At 67.3% G+C, this 18,737-nt stretch carries 19 protein-coding genes and 1 tRNA gene; 16 read left to right on the forward strand and 4 right to left on the reverse strand.

What is annotated here, in order from left to right:
• Window positions 1-11: 11 nt before the first annotated feature.
• Genes QZH52_RS13070 through QZH52_RS13080 form a run of 3 tightly spaced genes read left to right on the forward strand, consistent with a single transcriptional unit; the run spans window position 12 to window position 3,565 of the window.
• Window positions 12-2,060 (forward strand): acetyl-CoA carboxylase biotin carboxylase subunit, encoded by a 2,049-nt coding sequence (locus QZH52_RS13070; RefSeq protein WP_301809458.1) that lies wholly within the window; start codon window positions 12-14, stop codon window positions 2,058-2,060.
• Window positions 2,061-3,092 carry a biotin synthase BioB gene (gene bioB, locus QZH52_RS13075; protein WP_301809460.1) on the forward strand — a complete coding sequence of 344 codons (1,032 nt, stop codon included), beginning with the start codon at window positions 2,061-2,063 and terminating at the stop codon, window positions 3,090-3,092.
• Entirely contained in the window at window positions 3,089-3,565 is a 477-nt protein-coding gene (locus QZH52_RS13080; protein ID WP_301809462.1) for a VOC family protein, read from the forward strand. The genes bioB and QZH52_RS13080 overlap by 4 nt, the downstream gene beginning before the upstream one ends.
• Before the next feature lie 25 nt (window positions 3,566-3,590).
• Here QZH52_RS13080 and QZH52_RS13085 read toward each other — a convergent pair whose 3' ends face one another.
• The 4 genes from QZH52_RS13085 to QZH52_RS13100 all read right to left on the reverse strand — a co-directional run bounded on the left by QZH52_RS13085 (window position 3,591) and on the right by QZH52_RS13100 (window position 7,607).
• Window positions 3,591-4,223 (reverse strand): LysE family translocator, encoded by a 633-nt coding sequence (locus QZH52_RS13085; RefSeq protein WP_301809465.1) that lies wholly within the window; start codon window positions 4,221-4,223, stop codon window positions 3,591-3,593.
• A complete protein-coding gene (locus tag QZH52_RS13090; protein WP_301809468.1) occupies window positions 4,220-4,846 on the reverse strand; it encodes an RnfABCDGE type electron transport complex subunit B in 627 nt (208 codons plus the stop codon). Before QZH52_RS13090 ends, QZH52_RS13085 begins: the two co-directional genes overlap by 4 nt.
• A gap of 4 nt (window positions 4,847-4,850) precedes the next feature.
• Window positions 4,851-6,269, reverse strand: a complete 1,419-nt coding sequence (locus QZH52_RS13095; RefSeq protein WP_301809471.1) for a polyhydroxyalkanoate depolymerase — start codon at window positions 6,267-6,269, stop codon at window positions 4,851-4,853.
• Window positions 6,270-6,410: 141 nt separating this feature from the next.
• The gene (locus QZH52_RS13100) at window positions 6,411-7,607 is read right to left on the reverse strand and encodes an amino acid aminotransferase (RefSeq protein ID WP_301809475.1); all 1,197 of its coding nucleotides are present in this window, start codon (window positions 7,605-7,607) and stop codon (window positions 6,411-6,413) included.
• Between the two features lie 106 nt (window positions 7,608-7,713).
• Here QZH52_RS13100 and uvrB point away from each other — a divergent pair, with 106 nt between their 5' ends.
• The 13 genes from uvrB (at window position 7,714) to QZH52_RS13165 (ending at window position 18,712) form a co-directional block, all read left to right on the forward strand.
• Window positions 7,714-9,822: an excinuclease ABC subunit UvrB gene (uvrB, locus tag QZH52_RS13105; protein WP_301809477.1), complete on the forward strand. Its 2,109-nt coding sequence runs from the start codon at window positions 7,714-7,716 to the stop codon at window positions 9,820-9,822.
• A gap of 275 nt (window positions 9,823-10,097) precedes the next feature.
• Entirely contained in the window at window positions 10,098-10,634 is a 537-nt protein-coding gene (gene iscR, locus QZH52_RS13110; protein ID WP_158720462.1) for a Fe-S cluster assembly transcriptional regulator IscR, read from the forward strand.
• 74 nt (window positions 10,635-10,708) lie between these two features.
• Window positions 10,709-11,929, forward strand: a complete 1,221-nt coding sequence (locus QZH52_RS13115) for an IscS subfamily cysteine desulfurase (protein WP_286524185.1) — start codon at window positions 10,709-10,711, stop codon at window positions 11,927-11,929.
• Window positions 11,930-11,951: 22 nt separating this feature from the next.
• On the forward strand, window positions 11,952-12,365 hold the full coding sequence (gene iscU, locus QZH52_RS13120; protein ID WP_286532960.1) for a Fe-S cluster assembly scaffold IscU: 414 nt from the start codon (window positions 11,952-11,954) through the stop codon (window positions 12,363-12,365).
• 1 nt (window position 12,366) lies between these two features.
• The gene (gene iscA, locus QZH52_RS13125; protein WP_301809491.1) at window positions 12,367-12,690 is read left to right on the forward strand and encodes an iron-sulfur cluster assembly protein IscA; all 324 of its coding nucleotides are present in this window, start codon (window positions 12,367-12,369) and stop codon (window positions 12,688-12,690) included.
• A gap of 146 nt (window positions 12,691-12,836) precedes the next feature.
• Entirely contained in the window at window positions 12,837-13,346 is a 510-nt protein-coding gene (gene hscB, locus QZH52_RS13130) for a Fe-S protein assembly co-chaperone HscB (RefSeq protein WP_301809492.1), read from the forward strand.
• 13 nt (window positions 13,347-13,359) lie between these two features.
• Entirely contained in the window at window positions 13,360-15,216 is a 1,857-nt protein-coding gene (hscA, locus tag QZH52_RS13135) for a Fe-S protein assembly chaperone HscA (protein WP_301809494.1), read from the forward strand.
• A gap of 3 nt (window positions 15,217-15,219) precedes the next feature.
• Window positions 15,220-15,558 (forward strand): ISC system 2Fe-2S type ferredoxin, encoded by a 339-nt coding sequence (fdx, locus tag QZH52_RS13140; protein ID WP_286524177.1) that lies wholly within the window; start codon window positions 15,220-15,222, stop codon window positions 15,556-15,558.
• Entirely contained in the window at window positions 15,558-16,277 is a 720-nt protein-coding gene (dnaQ, locus tag QZH52_RS13145) for a DNA polymerase III subunit epsilon (RefSeq protein ID WP_286532967.1), read from the forward strand. The genes fdx and dnaQ overlap by 1 nt, the downstream gene beginning before the upstream one ends.
• 99 nt (window positions 16,278-16,376) lie before the next feature.
• A tRNA-Val gene (locus QZH52_RS13150) sits at window positions 16,377-16,451 on the forward strand.
• A 44-nt stretch (window positions 16,452-16,495) separates the two neighbouring features.
• Window positions 16,496-17,593: an NAD(P)/FAD-dependent oxidoreductase gene (locus QZH52_RS13155; RefSeq protein WP_301809499.1), complete on the forward strand. Its 1,098-nt coding sequence runs from the start codon at window positions 16,496-16,498 to the stop codon at window positions 17,591-17,593.
• A 93-nt stretch (window positions 17,594-17,686) separates the two neighbouring features.
• Window positions 17,687-17,995 carry a glycine zipper domain-containing protein gene (locus QZH52_RS13160; RefSeq protein ID WP_286524169.1) on the forward strand — a complete coding sequence of 103 codons (309 nt, stop codon included), beginning with the start codon at window positions 17,687-17,689 and terminating at the stop codon, window positions 17,993-17,995.
• 33 nt (window positions 17,996-18,028) lie between these two features.
• Window positions 18,029-18,712, forward strand: a complete 684-nt coding sequence (locus QZH52_RS13165) for a phage holin family protein (protein WP_301809500.1) — start codon at window positions 18,029-18,031, stop codon at window positions 18,710-18,712.
• The last annotated feature ends 25 nt before the right edge of the window (window positions 18,713-18,737 follow it).

Genomic DNA, 18,737 nt, shown 5'->3' on the forward strand with positions numbered 1-18,737 from the left:
AGAACAACAACATGTTCAAGAAAATCCTGATCGCCAACCGCGGCGAGATCGCTTGCCGCGTCATCAAGACGGCGAAGAAGATGGGCATCCTCACCGTCGCCGTCTATTCCGATGCCGACAAGGACGCGCGCCACGTCGAACTGGCCGACGAGGCGGTGCACATCGGCGGCTCGGCCAGCCGCGACAGCTACCTGCAGGCCGATCGCATCATCGCCGCCTGCAAGGCGTGCGGCGCCGAGGCCGTGCACCCCGGCTACGGCTTCCTGTCCGAGAACGAGGCCTTCGCGCGCAAGGTCGAGGAGGAGGGCATCGTCTTCATCGGCCCGAAGCACTATTCGATCGCCGCGATGGGCGACAAGATCGCCTCGAAGAAGCTCGCCAACGAAGCCAAGGTCAACACCATCCCCGGCTGGAACGACGCCATCGAGAGCGCCGAGCGCGCGGTGCAGATCGCCCAGGACATCGGCTACCCGGTGATGATCAAGGCCTCGGCCGGCGGCGGTGGCAAGGGTCTGCGCGTGGCCTTCAACGACAAGGAGGCCTTCGAGGGCTTCACCTCGTGCCGGAACGAGGCCCGCAACAGCTTCGGCGACGACCGCGTCTTCATCGAGAAGTTCGTCGAGGAGCCGCGCCACATCGAGATCCAGGTGCTGGGCGATGCGCACGGCCACGTGATCTACCTGAACGAGCGCGAATGCTCGATCCAGCGACGGCACCAGAAGGTGATCGAGGAAGCGCCGTCGCCCTTCATCAGCGACGCCACGCGCAAAGCCATGGGCGAGCAGGCCGTGGCGCTGGCCAAGGCCGTGAAGTACCAGAGCGCGGGCACGGTGGAGTTCGTGGTCGGCAAGGACCAGAGCTTCTACTTCCTGGAAATGAACACCCGGCTGCAGGTCGAGCACCCGGTGACCGAGGCGATCACCGGCCTGGACCTGGTCGAGCTGATGATCCGCGTCGCCGCCGGCGAGAAGCTGCCGCTGGCGCAGAAGGACGTCAAGCGCGAGGGCTGGGCGATCGAATGCCGCATCAACGCCGAGGACCCGTTCCGCAACTTCCTGCCCTCGACCGGCCGGCTGGTGCGCTTCCAGCCCCCGAAGGAGACCATGTTCTCCGCCGACACCGAGCACCTGTACGGCGTGCGGGTCGACACCGGCGTCTACGACGGCGGCGAGATCCCGATGTTCTACGACTCGATGATCGCCAAGCTGATCGTCCATGGCCGCGACCGCGCCCACGCCATCGCGCTGATGCGCGAGGCGCTCAACGGCTTCGTGATCCGCGGCATCAGCAGCAACATCCCGTTCCAGGCGGCGCTGCTGGCCCATCCCAAGTTCGTCAGTGGCGACTTCAACACCGGCTTCATCGCCGAGCACTACGGCAAGGGCTTCCATGCCGAGGACGTGCCGCACGACGATCCCGATTTCCTGGTCGCGCTGGCGGCCTTCGTGCATCGCCGCTACCGGGCGCGCGCGTCGGGCATCAGCGGCCAGCTCGACGGACACGGCGTGAAGGTCGGCGAACAGTTCGTCGTGGTCGTGCTGGACGCGCGGGGCCAGCATGTCCACAAGTCGGTGTCGGTCACCGACTTCCATGGCCAGACCGGCTCCAGCGCGGTGACGGTCGGCAGCAACAGCTACAAGATCGACAGCCGCGCACAGCTCGGGAACATCCGGGTCGATGGCCTGGTCAACGGCCGCACCTTCACCGCGCAGGTCGAGCGCGGCGCGGGCAAGAACCCGCTGGCATTGCGGGTGTCGCACAACGGCACGCAGATCGAGGCGATGGTGCTGTCGCCGCTGGGCGCGCAGCTGCTCTCGCTGATGCCCTACAAGGCGCCGCCGGACCTGAGCAAGTTCCTGATGTCGCCGATGCCTGGCCTCCTGGTCGAAGTCTCGGTCCAGCCTGGCCAGCAAGTGCAGGCCGGCGAGAAGCTCGCCGTCATCGAGGCGATGAAGATGGAGAACGTGCTGTTCGCGACGCAGGACGGCGTGGTCGGCCACATCGCGGCGGCCAGGGGCGAATCGCTGGCGGTCGACCAGATCATCATGGAGTTTGCATAGATGGGGGCCAACGACCTGTCGACGGCCAAGGCCGTCACCCTGCATCGCCCGGCGCCGCCGCCGCTTGCGCCGGCGGGGCCATGGTCGGTGGAGGCCGTGCAGGCCCTGCTCGACAAGCCCTTCAATGACCTGCTGTTCGAGGCCCAGGCGGTGCACCGCGCCCATTTCCCCGACGGCGACATCGAGCTCGCCACGCTGCTGTCGGTGAAAACCGGCGGCTGTCCCGAGAACTGCGGCTATTGCCCGCAGTCGGCCGAGTTCGACACCGGCGTCAAGGCGCAGAAGCTGATGGAGGTCGACGAGGTGCTGCGCGCCGCGCAGGCCGCCAGGGACGCCGGCGCCACGCGCTTCTGCATGGGCGCCGCCTGGCGCGCGCCCAAGGATCGCGACGTCGAGAAGATCGCGGTGCTGGTCGAGGCCGTCAAGGGCCTGGGTCTGCAGACCTGCGCCACGCTCGGCATGCTCGAGCCGCAGCATGCGCTGCAGCTCAAGGCGGCCGGGCTCGACTACTACAACCACAACCTCGACACGGCGCCCGAGTACTACACCGACATCGTCGACACCCGCACCTACCAGGACCGGCTCGATACGCTGGCCCACGTGCGCGCCGCCGGCATCAGCGTCTGCTGCGGCGGCATCGTCGGCATGGGCGAGGCGCCGGTGCACCGGGCGGGGCTCATCGCCCAGCTCGCCAACCTCGATCCGTATCCGGAATCGGTGCCGATCAACAGCCTGGTGCGCGTGCCCGGCACGCCGCTGGCCGATGCGCCGCCCATCGATCCGCTGGACTTCGTCCGCATGATCGCCGTCGCCCGCATCACGATGCCGAAGGCACGCGTGCGGCTGTCTGCGGGTCGCCAGCAACTCGGCGATGCGGTGCAGGCGCTGTGCTTCCTGGCCGGCGCCAATTCGATCTTCTACGGCGACAAGCTGCTGGTCACGGGCAACCCCGATGTCGAGGCCGACGTCCAGCTGCTGGCCAAGCTGGGCCTCAAGGCCCGTTCGACCACCGAACAAGGAGCATGCGCATGACGCGTCCATTCAGGGTGCTGGGCATCCAGCAGATCGCGATCGGCTGCCCGGACAAGACCCGGCTGCAGAAGCTGTGGGTCGACATGCTGGGCCTGGAGGTCACCGGCACCTTCAAGAGCGAGCGCGAAAACGTCGACGAAGACATCTGCGCGATCGGCAGCGGCCCCTTCAAGGTCGAGGTCGACCTGATGCAGCCGCTCGACCCCGAGAAGAAGCCGGCGGTCCACACCACGCCGCTGAATCACGTGGGCCTGTGGATCGACGACCTGCCCAAGGCCGTCGAATGGCTCACGGCCCAGGGCGTTCGCTTCGCGCCCGGCGGCATCCGCAAGGGCGCGGCCGGTTTCGACATCTGCTTCCTGCATCCGAAGAGCAACGACGAATTCCCGATCGCGGGCGAGGGCGTCCTCATCGAAATGGTGCAGGCTCCCCCGGAAGTAGTGACCGCCTTCTCGACGATGTCCAGCGGCTGACGCCCAACGTCGGGGCGAGCAGCAACTAGCCGGGGCGGCGCCAGATCGCCAGCGTGGCGGCCAGCAGCCACATGCCGACCGCACAGCCGCGGTTGAGCGCGCGCAGGCTGCGCTGCGAGAGCCAGCGCACGGCCTGGGTGCCGGCGGTGGCATAGCTCAGCATCACCAGTGTGTCGATGCAGACGAAGATGACGCCCAGCACCAGGTACTGGGGGCCCTGGGGATGGGCGATGTCGACGAACTGAGGCAGGAAGGCCGCGAAGAACAGCAGCGACTTCGGATTCGACAGCGCAACCGCCAGGCTGCGCAGCAGCGCCAGCCGGCCGCGCAGCGGCGGGTCCGCCGCCACCGCCAGCGCCGCGCCGACATCCGCCGGCGGCGTGCGCCAGAGCTTGACGCCAAGCCAGACCAGGTAGAGCACGCCGGCGACGCGAAGCGCATTGAAGAGCCATTCGGACGCCGCCAGCAGCGAGCCCAGTCCCAGCGCGACAGTGGTGATCACGACGCAACTGCCGATCGACGCCCCGGCGATGCCCCAGGCGGCCGCGCGCATGCCGCCCGAGATGCCGTTGGAGAGCGCCAGCAGCATGGTCGGCCCCGGCGTGATCGCAAGCGCGATCGAGGCCAGCGCGTAGAGGAGCAGGGTGTCCAGGCTCATGGCTCGCGGCGCTGGCTGGCCGCGGCACGGGCCCGCGCCAGCGCCGCCTCGATGATGGAGCGCTTGCGGTCGGCCGCCTCGGGTGCCGCCGCCGGCGCCTCACTCGGAGGCACGGCCGAAGCCGCGCCTGAGGCCTGCCGGGCGGCATGCAACGCGTAGCGCTCGCGCGCGTGGTCGGCCTGCGCCTGCGACCAGGCCTGCCATCCGGTGCGGCCCGGCGTGACGGTCTCCAGCGAGATGCAGTCGACCGGGCAGGCGGGAATGCACAGCTCGCAGCCCGTGCAATGGGCGTCGATCACGGTGTGCATGCGCTTGTGGATGCCGACGATGGCATCGGTCGGGCAGGCATCGAGGCACAGGGTGCAGCCGATGCACCAGGCCTCGTCGATGACCGCCAGGGTGCGCGGCAGCTCGATGCCGAATTGCGGGTCTAAGGCCCGGGCGGGCCGGCCGGACAGGGCGGACAGCCGCTGCACGCCCTCGGCGCCTCCGGGCGGGCATTGGTTGATGTCGGCCTCGCCGGCCGCGATGGCTTCGGCGTAGCCGGCGCAGTCTGGGTAGCCGCAACGGGTGCACTGCGTCTGCGGCAGGGCGTCCAGCAGGGCGGCAGCGCGCGGGTCCACGGCCTCAGGCGGATTTGCGCGCCACCCGCTTCGTCTGCGTGGCGGGCGCCTTCTTGCGCGCTGCGGCGGTGGCGGGCTCGGCGCTGCGCGTCGCCTTCCTTGCCGTTACCGGCCGCACCATGTCTTCGGCGACCGGCACCGGCGGCCCCGCGCGCTTCTGCGGCTTGTCGTGCTGGGCAATGAAGGCCTGGACTTCGGGGTAGACCAGTTCGCGCCAGCGGCGACCGCTGAAGATGCCGTAGTGGCCCGCGCCCTTGACCTCGTAGTGGTGCTGCTCGCTGTCGACGATGCCGGTGCAGAGATCGTGCGCCGCGCGCGTCTGGCCGGAGCCCGAGATGTCGTCCAGTTCGCCTTCGATCGTCAGCAGTCCGATGCCGCGAATGTCCTGCGGGCGCACCAGTTCGCGCTCGCCCTGGGGGTTGGTCACCTGCCAGGTGCCGTTCACCAGGTCGAACTGCTGGAACACGGTGCGGATGGTGTCCAGGTAGTAGTCGGCGTCCATGTCGAGCACGGCGTTGTACTCGTCGTAGAACTTGCGGTGCGCCTCGGTGCTGGCGTCATCGCCCTTGATCAGGTTCTTGAAGTAGTCGTAGTGGCTGCTGGCATGGTTTTCCGGGTTCATCGCGACGAAGCCGGTGTGCTGCAGGAAGCCCGGGTAGACGCGGCGTCCGGCACCCGGGAAGCCGTCGGGGACGCGGTAGATGACGTTGTTCTCGAACCACTCGAAGCTCTTGTTCATCGCCAGGTTGTTGACCGCGGTCGGCGACTTGCGGGCGTCGATCGGACCGCCCATCATGGTCATCGACAGCGGAATCTGCTCGCCGCGGCTGGCCATCAGCGACACCGCCGCCAGCACCGGCACCGTCGGCTGGCAGACGCTGATGACATGGCAGTTGCCGTATTCGGTCTGCAGGTAGCGGATGAACTCCTCGACGTAGTTGACGTAGTCGTCGAGACGGAACTTGCCCTCGGACAGCGGCACCAGCCGGGCGTTGGTCCAGTCGGTGATGTAGACCTTGTGGCCCTGCAGCAGGGCGCGCACCGTGTCGCGCAGCAAGGTCGCATAGTGGCCGGACAGCGGCGCCACCACCAGCACCACCGGCTGGCTCTTGAGCGTCTTCAGGGTTTCCGGCTGGTCGGTGAAGCGCTTGAAGCGGCGCAGCTTGCAGAACGGCTTCTCGAGTTCGACGCTTTCATGGATCACCACGTCGTGGCCATCGACCTTGACAGTCTTGATGCCGAATTCCGGTTTCTCGTAGTCCTTGCCGAGCCGGTACAGGAGGTCGTAGCCAGCCGCGATGCGCTGCGCCAGCGGCGCCTGTCCGAATGCCGTGCTTTGGCCGTAGAGTTTGGAAGCGGCCTGGGCGAAGTCGGCGAACGGCTCCATGAGGGAGCGCTGCGCTTCGTAGAGTTGGTAGAGCATCGGGGATTCTGAGAGTTGTTGCGATGCAATATATCAGCAGCTCCCCCTCCAAAATAGAGGGGGCGCCCCACTCGGGGGTGCCAGTCGTGACATCTTCACGCGGCGGCGTCGGCAGGGCGCCGGGAACGGCCGGAACCGCCGTCAGAGCACCTTGGCGATGCTCTCGCAGACGTAGTCGATGTTCTTGCTGTTGAGCGCCGCCACGCACATCCGACCGGTGTCAGTGCCGTAGACCCCGAACTCCTCGCGCAGGCGCACCATCTGATCCTTGGTCAGGCCCGAATAGCTGAACATCCCGATCTGGGAGGTGATGAAGCCCATGTCCTGCTTCACGCCGGCGGCCTTCAGGCCGTCGACCAGCTTCTGGCGCATGGCCTTGATTCGCACGCGCATTTCAGCCAGTTCTGCCTCCCAGACGGCGCGTCGTGCCGGGTCGTTGAGGACGGCGGCCACCACTGCGCCGCCGTGGATCGGCGGGTTGCTGTAGTTGGTGCGGATCGCGATCTTGAGCTGCGACAGCACGCGGGCGGCCTCTTCCTTGCTCTCGCACAGCACCGAGAGGGCGCCCACGCGCTCGCCGTACAGGCTGAAGCTCTTCGAGAAGGAGGTCGAGACGAAGAAGGTCAGGCCGGCTTCGACGAACTTGCCGATCACCGCGCCGTCTTCCTGGATGCCGTGGCCGAAGCCCTGGTAGGCCATGTCGAGGAAGGGGGTCAGGCCGCCGGCCTTGACCGCGGCGATGACCTGGTCCCACTGGGCGGGCGTGATGTCGTAGCCGGTCGGGTTGTGGCAGCAGGCGTGCAGCACGACGATGGTGCCGGCCGGCGCCGCCTTGAGCGCCGCCAGCATGCCTTCGAAGTCGATGCCGCGCTTGGCGGCGTCGTAGTAGGGGTAGCTCTCGACCGTGAAACCGGCGTTGGTGAACAGCGCGCGGTGGTTTTCCCAGCTCGGATCGCTGATCAGCACCTTGGCGGCGGGGGTGAGCTTCTTGAGGAAGTCGGCGCCGACCTTCAGGCCGCCGGTGCCGCCGATCGCCTGGATGGTGGCGACGCGGCCGGACTGCACGGGTTCGCTGTCGGCGCCGAAGACCAGGCCCTTGACCGCGTTGTCATAGGCGGCGATGCCGTCGATCGGCAGGTAGCCGCGGGCGCTGGGCGCCTTCATCATGTCTTCTTCCGCGGCCTGCACGCACTTCAGCAGCGGCAGCTTGCCGTTGTCGTCGTAGTACACGCCCACGCCGAGATTGACCTTTTTCGGATTGCCGTCGGCAGCGTATTGCTCGTTGAGGCCCAGGATCGGGTCGCGAGGCGCCATTTCGACGGCGGTGAACATTGACATGGAAAGTCCTTTGGATGAGCGGTTCACGTGAAGCCGGGTCCTGCGTTACGCTGCCCGGTTAGCTTGAATTTTACCGGCCACGCCACCAGCTTCAGCCGTCCACGCCATGCCAGAAACCTCAGAAGTCATTCCCGAACCGCAACATGCCGACCCGGTGGGTCCGCACAAGCCGGGCGAATTCATCAGTTTTCCCGGGTCGCCGTTCGAGCTTTTCCAGCCCTATCCGCCGGCGGGCGACCAGCCGAAGGCGATCGCGGGGCTGGTCGAGGGCGTGCAGGACGGCGAGGTGTTCCAGACCCTGCTTGGCGTGACCGGTTCCGGCAAGACCTTCACCATGGCCAACGTGATCGCCCGGCTAGGGCGCCCGGCGATCGTCTTCGCGCCCAACAAGACCCTGGCGGCGCAGCTCTACAGCGAATTCCGCGAGTTCTTCCCGAAAAACGCGGTCGAGTACTTCGTCAGCTACTACGACTACTACCAGCCCGAGGCCTATGTGCCGCAGCGCGACCTGTTCATCGAGAAGGACAGCTCGATCAACGAGCACATCGAGCAGATGCGGCTGTCGGCCACCAAGAGCGTGCTGGAGCGCCGCGACACGGTGATCGTGGCGACCGTGAGCGCCATCTACGGCATCGGCACGCCCGAGGACTACACGCAGATGCGCTTCATCATGCGCCAGGGCGACAAGATCGGTCAGCGCGACGTGATCGGCCGCCTGATCCGCATGCAGTACACGCGCAACGAGCAGGATTTCTCGCGCGGCACTTTCCGGGTGCGCGGCGACACCATCGACGTCTTCCCGGCCGAGCACAGCGAGCTCGCGATCCGCATCGAGCTGTTCGACGACGAAATCGAGTCGCTGCAGCTGTTCGACCCGCTGACCGGGCGCATCCGGCAGAAGATCCCGCGCTTTACGGTCTATCCGTCGAGCCACTACGTCACACCGCGCGACAAGGTGCTGAGCGCGGTCGAGACCATCAAGCTCGAACTCGACGAGCGGCTCAAGTTCTTCGTCGCCGAGGGCAAGCTGGTGGAGGCGCAGCGCATCGAGCAGCGCACCCGATTCGACCTCGAGATGCTGGCCGAGATCGGCCACTGCAAGGGTATCGAGAACTACACGCGGCATCTCTCGGGCGCCGCGCCCGGCGAGCCGCCGGCCACGCTGACCGACTACCTGCCGAAGGACGCCCTGATGTTCCTCGACGAGAGCCACCAGATGATCGGCCAGCTGGGCGGCATGTACAACGGCGACCGGGCGCGCAAGACGACGCTGGTCGAGTACGGCTTCCGGCTGCCGTCGGCGCTGGACAACCGCCCCCTCAAGTTCGAGGAGTTCGAGACCCGGATGCGGCAGTGCATCTTCGTCTCGGCCACCCCGGCGCAGTACGAGAAAGACAACGCCGGCAACGTGGTGGAGCAGCTGGTGCGCCCCACCGGCCTGATCGACCCCGAGGTCGAGGTCCGCCCCGCCACCCACCAGGTCGACGACGTGCTGCAGGAGATCCGCCTGCGGGTCGACAAGAACGAGCGGGTGCTGATCACCACCTTGACCAAGCGCATGGCCGAGCAGCTGACCGACTACCTGAGCGACAACGGCGTCAAGGTGCGCTACCTGCACAGCGACATCGACACGGTCGAGCGGGTCGAGATCCTGCGCGACCTCCGGTTGGGCAGCTTCGACGTGCTGGTCGGCATCAATCTGCTGCGCGAAGGCCTGGACATCCCCGAGGTCTCTCTGGTGGCGATCCTCGATGCCGACAAGGAAGGCTTCCTGCGCGCTGAGCGCTCCCTGATCCAGACCATCGGCCGCGCCGCGCGCAACCTGAACGGCAAGGCGATCCTGTACGCCGACCGGATGACGGATTCGATGAAGAAGGCGATCGGCGAGACCGAGCGGCGCCGGGCCCGCCAGATCGCCTACAACGAGACCCACGGCATCACGCCGCGCAGCATCGTGAAACAGGTGCGCGACCTGATCGACGGCGTCTACAGCGAGAAATCGGGCAAGGAGGCGGCCAAGCGCGAACTGGAGCGCGCCAAGGTCGAGGACATGTCCGAAAAGGACGTGGCGCGCGAGATCAAGCGGCTCGAGAAGCTCATGCTGGAGCACGCCCGGAACCTCGAGTTCGAGAAGGCCGCCCGGGTCCGCGACCAGCTGGCCGAACTGCGCGAACAGGCATTCGGGGCCTCCGGGCACGACAACATTGCTATCTGAGACCTTGCGGGACAGACCAAGAAACTGCGAAGCAGTTTTTGCTCTGTCCCCAACTGATCAGGTCTCCCCCCGCGCCACCGGGTTTACCCCAGCAGCCTGCAGGGGCTTCTGCTATACTTGACCGAAATACTCAAGAACAAAAGAACTTCGCGATGAAGGGCGACTCCAACCTTTCGGTTCACCGATCGGACCGGGGTCGTGCAGGGCGGAGACGACGTCACCGCGGCCCGGGGGGTTCGGTGTCCTTTCCACGGTAAGCACTCAAGGAGCTTGCGATGCGTCTCACTACCAAAGGCCGCTTTGCGGTTACGGCCATGATCGATCTGGCACTGCGCCAGAACACCGGTCCGGTCACGCTGGCCGCGATCAGCCAGCGGCAGCAGATTTCGCTGTCCTATCTGGAGCAGCTGTTCGGCAAGCTGCGCCGCCATGAACTGGTGGAGTCCACCCGCGGTCCCGGCGGCGGCTATTCGCTCGGCCGCAAGGCGGCCGACATCACGGTGGCCGACATCATCGTCTCGGTCGACGAGCCGATCGACGCCACCCAGTGCGGCGGCAAGGAAAACTGCCTCGGCGAGGCTGGGCGCTGCATGACGCACGAACTGTGGGCTTCGCTGAACCAGCGGATGGTCGAGTTCCTCGACTCCGTCACCTTGCAGAAGCTGGTCGACGACCAGATCGCCAAGGGCGTGCAGATCGAGAATAAGCCGGCCGTCAAGCGGGCGATCTCGGCCCAGCCGGTGGTCAAGCCGATACGCGTGAACGCACCGAACTCCGTGTTCGCACTGGGCAACGCCTTCGCCAAATCCTGATCCGGCGGCGCCTTCGGGCGCCTCGGTTGAAACACCATACACAACGATCAACCCCACGCCAGCCTGAGCCAGCCATGGACGTCACCCCTCATTTCCCCATCTATCTCGACTACGGCGCCACCACGCCGGTGGACCCGCGCGTCGTCGACGCGATGATTCCCTGGTTGCGCGAGCATTTCGGCAACCCGGCGTCGCGCAGCCACGCCTGGGGCTGGGAGGCCGAGGAGGCCGTCGAAAAGGCCCGTGTCGAGGTGGCCGACCTGATCGGCGCCGATCCGCGCGAGATCGTCTGGACCTCCGGCGCCACCGAGTCGAACAACCTCGCGCTGAAGGGCGCGGCGCATTTCTACAAGGGCAAGGGCAAGCACCTCATCACGGTCAAGACCGAGCACAAGGCGGTGCTCGACACGATGCGCGAACTCGAGCGCCAGGGCTTCGAAGTGAGCTACCTGGACGTCCAGGAGGACGGCCTGCTCGACCTCGAGGCGTTCAAGGCCGCGATCCGTCCCGACACCATCCTGGCGAGCGTGATGTTCGTCAACAACGAGATCGGCGTGATCCAGGACGTGGTCGCGCTGGGCAACATCTGCCGCGAAAAGGGCGTGATCTTCCACGTCGACGCGGCGCAGGCCACGGGCAAGGTCGAGATCGACGTCAAGACGCTGCCGATCGACCTCATGAGCCTGGCTTCGCACAAGACCTACGGTCCCAAGGGCATCGGCGCGCTGTACGTGCGCCGCAAGCCGCGCGTGCGGCTCGAGGCCCAGATGCACGGCGGCGGCCACGAGCGCGGCATGCGCTCGGGCACCCTGCCGACGCACCAGATCGTCGGCATGGGCGAGGCTTTCCGCCTGGCCAAGCTCGAGATGAAGGAAGACATCGCCAAGGCCACCGCGCTGCAGAAGCGGCTGCTCGACGGCCTGAAGGACGTCGAGCAGGTCTTCATCAACGGCAATCTCGAACACCGGGTGCCGCACAACCTGAACATCAGCTTCAACTACGTCGAAGGCGAGTCGCTGATCATGGGCATCAAGGGCCTGGCGGTGTCCAGCGGCTCGGCCTGCACCTCGGCCAGCCTGGAGCCCAGTTACGTGCTGCGCGCACTCGGCCGCAGCGACGAGTTGGCCCACAGCAGCCTGCGCATGACCATCGGCCGTTTCACGACCGAAGAAGAAATCGACTACGCGATCTCGACCATCAAGCACAACGTCGCCAAATTGCGCGAACTCAGCCCGCTGTGGGAGATGTTCAAGGACGGCATCGACATCAGCACGATCCAGTGGTCGGCTCACTGAAAATTCACAGAGGTACCCCACCATGGCTTACTCATCCAAGGTCATTGACCACTACGAAAATCCCCGCAACGTCGGCTCCTTCGAAAAGGGCGACGACTCGGTCGGCACCGGCATGGTCGGAGCGCCGGCCTGCGGCGACGTCATGAAGCTGCAGATCAAGGTCAACCCCGAGACCGGCGTGATCGAAGACGCGCGCTTCAAGACCTACGGCTGCGGCTCGGCGATCGCCTCGTCCTCGCTCGTGACCGAATGGGTCAAGGGCAAGACGCTCGACGAAGCGGCGGCGCTCAAGAATTCGCAGATCGCCGAGGAACTGGCGCTGCCGCCGGTCAAGATCCACTGCTCGATCCTGGCCGAAGACGCGATCAAGGCGGCTGTCAGCGACTACAAGGCCAAGCACGGCGTCGCGGCCGCGGCGGCGGAATCCGTTCACTGACATGGCTGTGACCCTGACCGAATCGGCCGCGCGCCACGTCTCCCGATACCTCGGCAAACGAGGCAAGGGCGTGGGCGTGCGGCTGGGCGTCAAGACCACCGGCTGCTCGGGCCTGGCCTACAAGCTCGAGTACGTGGACGAATTCGAGCCCGAAGACGTGGTGTTCGAAGACCATGGCATCAAGGTGCTGGTCGACCCGAAGAGCCTGGCCTACATCGACGGCACGCAGCTCGACTTCGTGCGCGAGGGCCTCAACGAGGGCTTCAAGTTCAACAACCCGAACGAACGCGACCGTTGCGGCTGCGGCGAGAGTTTTCGCATCTGAGCCCCTGCGCGCGATGCACCCGAGCCGCCCACACCAACGTGCCGGCGGCTTTTTAACGAGATGAGCCCCCAAGTTCGGCACTTCGTGTCCTTTCTGCCCCCCGAGGGGGCGCAGGCTGGCCTTGGGGCGGCCCGGCGCCCAGCCTTATGAACCTAAACGACACCGATTTCGTGCTTTTCGGCGTGCCGGCGACCTTTGCGCAAGACCGCGGCGCCCTCGACACCCGCTGGAAGGAACTGCAGCGCGAGGCCCATCCCGACCGCTTCGCGGCGCAGGGCGGCGCGGCGCAGCGGCTGGCGATGCAGTGGTCGGTGCGCATCAACGAAGCCTATCAGCGGCTCAAGAACCCGATCAAGCGGGCCACCTACCTGTGCCAGCTGAACGGCGCGCCGATCCGGGCCGAGACCAACACGGCGATGCCGGCCGCCTTCCTGATGCAGCAGATGGCGTGGCGCGAGGAACTCGACGACGCCCAGGACCCCGCCGCGTTCGAGAAGTTGCGCGTGGAGGTCGAGGCGGCCCGCGCGCGCGCGCTGTCCTCGCTCGACTGGCTGATCGACGAGAAGGGCGACTACGCAGAAGCGGCACGACAAGTGAGAGCCCTCATGTTCATCGAGCGCTTTGCCGAGGACATCGAGGCCAAGGTCGACCAATAGAGAAAATAGCGCGATGGCATTGCTCCAGATTTCAGAACCGGGCCAGGCGCCCGATCCGCACCAGCGTCGCATCGCGGTCGGCATCGACCTCGGCACCACCCATTCGCTCGTCGCGGCGGTCCGCAACGGCGTCGCCGAATGCCTGCCCGACGCCGAAGGCCGCGTGCTGCTGCCCTCCGCCGTGCGCTACCTCGACGCCGAGCGCCGGCAGATCGGCTTCGACGCGCTGGCCGCGCGGGCGAGCGATCCGTCCAACGTCATCACCTCGGTCAAGCGGCTGATGGGCCGCGGCCTGGCGGACGTCGCCAACCGCGAGGCGATGGCCTACCACCTGGCGGGCGACGGCGGCATGGTCAAGGTCCAGACGGCGGCCGGCGAGAAGTCGCCGACCGAAGTCAGCGCCGAGATCCTGGCGACCCTGCGCTACCGGGCCGAAGACACCTTCGACGACGACCTCCATGGCGCCGTGATCACCGTGCCGGCCTACTTCGACGAAGGCCAGCGTCAGGCCACCAAGGATGCGGCGCAGCTCGCCGGCCTCCACGTCCTGCGGCTCATCAGCGAGCCGACCGCGGCCGCGATCGCCTACGGGCTGGACAATGCCAGCGAAGGCGTCTACGCCGTCTACGACCTCGGTGGCGGCACCTTCGACATCTCGATCCTGCGGCTCACGCAAGGGGTGTTCGAAGTCATCGCCACCGGCGGGGATTCGGCGCTGGGCGGCGACGACTACGACCATGCGCTGGCCGGCCTCGTGCTCTCGAAGTGCGGCCTCGAGGCGCGCAGCGATGCCGATCGGGCGGCCCTGCTGGTCGCCGCCCGGGCCACTAAGGAGGCCCTTTCGGAGGCCACGTCCGCGCCTTTCGTCGCCCACCTGGCGGATGGCGACATCCGGGTCGACGTGTCGCGCGAGCAGTTCGAAGCCGCCACCGCCGCGCTGACCGCGCGCACCATCGCGGCCGTGCGGCGCGTGCTGCGCGATGCGCGGCTGGCGCCGGGCGAACTGCAGGGCATCGTGCTGGTCGGCGGCGCCACGCGCATGCCGCAGGTCCGCCATGCGGTGGCCGATTGCCTCGGCCGCGAGCCGCTGACCAACCTGGACCCGGACCAGGTCGTGGCGCTCGGCGCCGCGATCCAGGCCAACCAGCTGGCCGGCAACGGCGGCGCCGGCGACCTGCTGCTGCTCGACGTGATTCCGCTGTCGCTCGGCATCGAGACCATGGGCGGCCTGGTCGAGCGGATCGTGCCGCGCAACCAGACCATCCCGACCGCGATGGCGCAGGACTTCACCACCTACAAGGACGGCCAGACGGCGCTGGCGCTGCACGTGGTGCAGGGCGAGCGCGACCTGGTCGCCGACTGCCGCAGCCTGGCGCGGTTCGAGCTGCGCGGCATCCCGCCGATGGCCGCCGGCGCGGCGCGCATCCGGGTCACCTTCACCGTCGATGCCGACGGCCTGCTCAGCGTGAGCGCGAAGGAGCAGGGCAGCGGCGTCGAGGCCAGCGTTGCGGTCAAGCCTTCCTACGGGCTGTCGGACGAGCAGATCGCGGCGATGCTGAAGGACAGCTTCGCGACCGCGCAGCAGGACATGCAGGCCCGCGCGCTGGTCGAGGCGCGCGTCGATGCCGACCGCATGCTGATGGCGACGCAGAGCGCGCTGGACGCCGACGCCTCGCTGCTGTCGGCCGAGGAGCACGCCGCGATCGAGCAGCTGATGGCCGCGCTGCGCAGTGCGCGCTCGGCCGACGATGCCGCCGTGGTGGAGGCCGCCACCAAGGCGCTGGCCGACGGCACCGAAGCCTTCGCGGCCGCCCGAATGAATGCCGGCATCGCGCGTGCGCTCTCCGGCCGACAGATCGAATCCCTCTAGAACATGCCCACGATCAAGATCCTTCCCCATTCCGAGTACTGCCCGCAAGGCGCCGAGATCACGGCGCCGGCCGGCACCTCGATCTGCGAGGCCATGCTCGAGAACCACATCAACATCGAGCATGCCTGCGAGATGAGCTGCGCCTGCACCACCTGCCACGTGATCGTCCGCAAGGGCATCGAGTCGCTGAACGAGGCGGAAGAGGGCGAGGAAGACCTGCTCGACCGCGCCTGGGGCCTGGAGCCGCAATCGCGCCTGAGCTGCCAGGCGATACTCGCCCAGACCGACTTGACGGTCGAGATCCCGAAGTACTCGATCAACCACGCCAAAGAAAACCACTGATGTCCAGGCTCATCGTTCTAGACACCGAGACCACCGGCCTGTCGGCCGAGAACGGCGACCGCATCATCGAACTGGGATGCGTGGAGCTGTTCAATCGCAAGCTGACCGGCAACGACCTGCACATCTACTTCAATCCCGAGCGCGAGAGCCACGAGGACGCGCTGAAGGTGCACGGCCTGACCACCGATTTCCTGCGCGACAAGCCGAAGTTCGCGACCTTGGCGCAGGATGTCGTCGACTACCTGCGCGATGCCGAGCTGATCATCCACAACGCGGCCTTCGACGTCGGCTTCCTCAACAAGGAACTCGAACTCGCCGGCCTGCCGCCGCTCGCCAGCTTCGTCGGCGAGGTGACCGACACGCTCGCCATGGCCAAGGCGGTCTACCCGGGCAAGCGCAACTCGCTCGATGCGCTGTGCGATCGCTTCGGGGTCGACCGGTCGAACCGCACCTTCCACGGCGCCAAGCTCGACGCCCAGCTGCTGGCCGACGTCTACATCAACCTCACACGCGGACAGGATGCCCTGCTGATCGACGTCGCGTCGAACGAGCCCGCGCACGGTGCGGTGGTGACGATCGACCTGAGCGCCTTCGAGCTGCCGGTGCTGGTCGCGACCGAGCATGAGCTCGCCGCGCACGAAGAGGTCTTGGTGCAACTCGACAAGTCCAGCAACGGCCGAACGCTTTTTCGCCAGACAGCCGAAAAAGCTGTGGCATAATCGCAGGCTTCGCATCGCACGGTGCGAAAAACATCCAGAAGGTATCCAAAAAGATACCTAAAGGTGTGCGGCCAGATTCACTCTGACGCCGTGTACCGGGGGCGGTTAGCTCAGGGGTAGAGCACAGCATTCACACTGCTGGGGTCGGAGGTTCGAAGCCTCCACCGCCCACCAATCACTTTTTTCATCGTCGGCATCCCGCGCGCTAAGCTTGGCGTATGGACGAATTCGATTGCGCCGTCATCGGCGCCGGCGTGGTGGGTCTGGCCGTGGCGCGCGCGCTGGCCCTGCGGGGACGCGAGGTCATCGTGCTCGAATCCGAGGGCGCGATCGGCACCGGCACCAGTTCCCGCAACAGCGAGGTGATCCACGCCGGCATCTACTATCCCCAGGGCTCCCTGAAGGCGCAGTTGTGCGTCGAGGGCAAGCAGCGTCTGTACGCGTACGCCGAAGACCGCGGGCTTCCGCATCGACGCTGCGGCAAGCTGATCGTCGCCACCAGCGAAGCGCAGGTCGGGCAGCTCGAGGCGATCGCCGCCAAGGCGCGCGCCAACGGCGTCGACGATCTCGTGCTGCTCTCGCGCACTCAGGCCAGGGCGATGGAGCCGGCGCTCGAATGCCTGGCGGCCCTCCATTCGCCGAGCACCGGCATCGTCGACAGCCACGCGCTGATGCTGAGCCTGCAGGGCGACCTCGAGCATGCCGGCGGCGTGCTGGCGCTGAAGTCCGGTGTCGTCGGCGCTGAGTGCGGCGGCGCCGGCATCGTGCTGAAGGCTTCCGACGGCACGGCCCTGCGCTGCAACAGCGTGGTCAATGCGGCCGGTCTGGCCGCGCCGCTGCTGGCCCGGCAGTTCGACGGCCTGCCTGCGGCCGCGGTGCCGGGGGCCTGGTTCGCCAAGGGCAGCTATTTCACGCTCGCCGGCCGGGCGCCGTTCAGCCGCCTGATCTATCCGGTGCCCGAGGCCGCGGGACTGGGCGTGCACCTGACCCTCGATCTCGGCGGCCAGGCCAAGTTCGGACCGGACGTGCAGTGGGTGGCATCGCCCGACGACCTGGTGGTGGACCCGGCGCGCGGCGAGGGCTTCTATGCCGAGGTACGCAAGTACTGGCCGGCGCTGCCGGACGGCGCGCTGGTGCCGGGCTATGCCGGCATTCGGCCCAAGATATCCGGCCCCGGGGACGCCGCGGCCGACTTCATGATCCAGGGCCCGGCGGCGCACGGCGTGCCCGGGCTGGTCAACCTGTTCGGGATCGAGTCGCCGGGGCTCACCAGCAGCCTGGCGATCGGCCGCTTCGTCGGTGATCTGCTGTCGTAGAGCCGCGCGGGCATGTACCATGGAACGGCGTGCCGTTTTGTCGGCGCGGTGTCGCCGGCGCGGTGCCGGCGTGAATGAGGAGGACCTTTTTCGATGACTGCTTCCACCAACCTCGAAGCCGCGGCCAACGCCGTGGCCGAAGACATCGCCAGCGACGTGCGCGGCGTGCTCGCCAGCAAGGACCTCGATTCCGTGCCGCACATCAAGGCACTGCGCCAGCGCATCGACAGCAAGCTGGCGATCGCGCGGGAGCTGGCGGCCGAGAAGAGCCGCATCGCTGCGCAGAAGGCCCGTGAAGCCGCCAATACGGCCAATGCCTACGCGCATGACGAACCGTGGCAAATTGCCGGCGCCGCGCTGGCCGTGGGTGTGCTGGTGGGCCTGCTGCTTGGGCGCCGCTGATCAACGCCCCAGGGGCGCGGCGGAGTTCGGAGGATGAGCCTCAGCGCCCTGTTCGGAATCAAGTCCCGCCTGCGGCGCCTGCGCATCCTGGCCGGTGAAGGGGCGCTGGCCGCCAGTGATCGCGCCCAACTCCTGCGGCTGGCCTGGGACGAGGAGAAGCAGCGCCTGCGGCTGATGCTCGGCCTCGGGGTGGCGGTTGCCGGGCTGACCACCGTCGTCATCGCGCTGCTGTCGGTGGCGATCGTGGTGCATTTCTGGGACACGCCGTATCGCGCCACGGTGGCCTGGGTGCTGGCGCTGGCGTGGGGTGGGCTCTGGATCGCGGCCGTGCTGCTGCTCATGGGCACGCTGCGCAAGTCCTCGGCCCTCGATTCGGCGCGCCTGACCTTCGAACGCGATCTGGACTGGTTCCACCACCGCTTCGGTGCCGATCAGGACGAAGATGACGCGCAAGCGCTTTCGCTCACCAGCGAGCAGTTGCTGGCCCGTATCGAGCGCCAGCGCGAGCGCATCGCCACGCTCGAGGCGGCCGCCAGCGGCGCCGGCGAAGCGCCGAGCCAGCCCGAAACCGTCTCGGCCGCGGCCCTGCGCATCGCGCGCGAACATCCGATCGCCACCGGGGTCGCGACGGCCACGGTGATCGCCGTGCTGGGTCCGCGTCGCCTGGTCCGATGGGCGACGGTGATCGCCCCGGTGCTCTGGCGGATGCGCGGCTGAAGCCTGGGCGGGCTCGATCTGGCCC

This window comes from Variovorax ginsengisoli (assembly GCF_030486595.1).
GTDB lineage: Bacteria > Pseudomonadota > Gammaproteobacteria > Burkholderiales > Burkholderiaceae_C > Variovorax > Variovorax ginsengisoli_B.